Origin of the sequence: Flavobacterium maritimum (assembly GCF_040049085.1) — a bacterium.
Classification (GTDB): domain Bacteria; phylum Bacteroidota; class Bacteroidia; order Flavobacteriales; family Flavobacteriaceae; genus Flavobacterium; species Flavobacterium maritimum.
Window position 1 is genome coordinate 1 of sequence record NZ_JBDLZY010000016.1, and the last position, 1624, is coordinate 1624.

Genomic DNA, 1624 nt, shown 5'->3' on the forward strand with positions numbered 1-1624 from the left:
AATGAGTCCCGGGATGGGAAGTTTTATGTTGGGGGTTACACAAATGATTCCAAATGCTTCCAAACTAAAAGCCGATTTTAATTATATGAATACAATGTCTTCGGTCGAGGTCGAAAATAAAAATTACACCAGTAATCAATTAAGAGCTATTGCAAAAACGAATTATTACCAATGGTTAATCCTGAACAAAAAAGTAAAAATTGCCAAGGATAATTTATTGCTTTTAGAATATATGATTAAAAGTATGGAAATACGATATCAGTACAACATGGATAAACTACCAACATATTATAAAGCAAAATCACAATACAGCACATTAGAAAATATGATTGTAATGTCTCAAAATGACATCTCTCAAAAACGAATTATGCTCAATATTTTGATGGCAAGAGATAAAAACATGGCTTTTGAAATAGATTCAACCTATAAACTAAATGATTTTGATTTCATAAAATCAGACTCCACTTCACTTTCTCAAAACCGGAGCGATGTGAAGGCTATTGAGAAAACAATGGCTTTAAATCAATTGAAAATAGAAGCAGAAAAAACAAAATTATTACCCGAATTTGGTGTCAAGTACGACCACATGTTTGCTTTTGGGGAGCAACCACAACAATTTTCTCTAATGCTTATGGTTAATATTCCTTTTGTACCGTGGTCATCAAAAATGAATAAAGCTAATATCAATAGTTTTCAAATAAAAAATGAAAGCCTGAACTGGCAAAAACAGATGATTATTAACGAAGCCTCAGGGATGATTTCTGGGATGAATATAGAGCTGACAAACTTAAAAAAGCAATATGATATTACTGAAAAAAAAATTATTCCAGCCTTACGAAGAAATTACGATACCGCCATTATAGCCTGGCAAAACAACACCGGAGATTTGTTTGCGGTACTTGATGCATGGGAGGCTTTAAACATGGCTCAAATGGATCTTTTAGACAAATTACAAGCCATTCTAAACACTCAAATAGAAATCGAAAAACAAATGGAAACCAATTAATTATGAATCGATATTTAAAATATAGTTTAATAGTTATACTCATTTCCATTATTGGATTTGCAATCTATTACTTCGCAATAAGGTCTGACGAGCCTGTACACGCTCAGCATCAAAAAGAAGTGTATACCTGTTCCATGCATCCTGAAATCATTCGGGACAAACCGGGTACCTGTCCCATTTGCGGAATGACTTTAGTAAAAAAACAAGATTCCAGTCATGCTAAAAAAAGCACTTCAATCGAGAATCTTTTGAAACGCACCGATAATTTTATAATAGGTAATTATAAAACCACTACGCCAAAAGATACTACTATAAGCAGCGAAATAAATTTGCCTGGTCTAGTGGTATACGACCCCAATTCTACTTTAAATATTGTGGCAAGAACGAGTGGAAGAATTGAAAAAATGTATGTCAATTATAAATACCAAAAAGTAGCCAAAGGACAGAAAATTTTTGATTTGTACAGTCCTGAATTACTGACCGAACAGCAAAATTTCATTTATTTAATCTCCAGTGACGCGGAAAACCAATCAATCATTACAGCATCAAAGCAAAAATTACTGTTGTACGGAATGACTCTTAATCAAATAAATGCATTGGCTTCCGCCAAAAGAGTAA

At 33.1% G+C, this 1624-nt stretch carries 2 protein-coding genes; both read left to right on the plus strand.

Annotation, left to right across the window (positions count from 1 at the left end; all coding sequences use genetic code 11):
- Window positions 1-1006 (plus strand): TolC family protein (locus ABEB23_RS18050; RefSeq protein WP_348814117.1); only part of this gene is annotated, 1006 nt, incomplete at its 5' end.
- A gap of 2 nt (window positions 1007-1008) precedes the next feature.
- A partial coding sequence (locus ABEB23_RS18055) for a heavy metal-binding domain-containing protein (RefSeq protein ID WP_348814119.1) occupies window positions 1009-1624 on the plus strand: 616 nt, incomplete at its 3' end.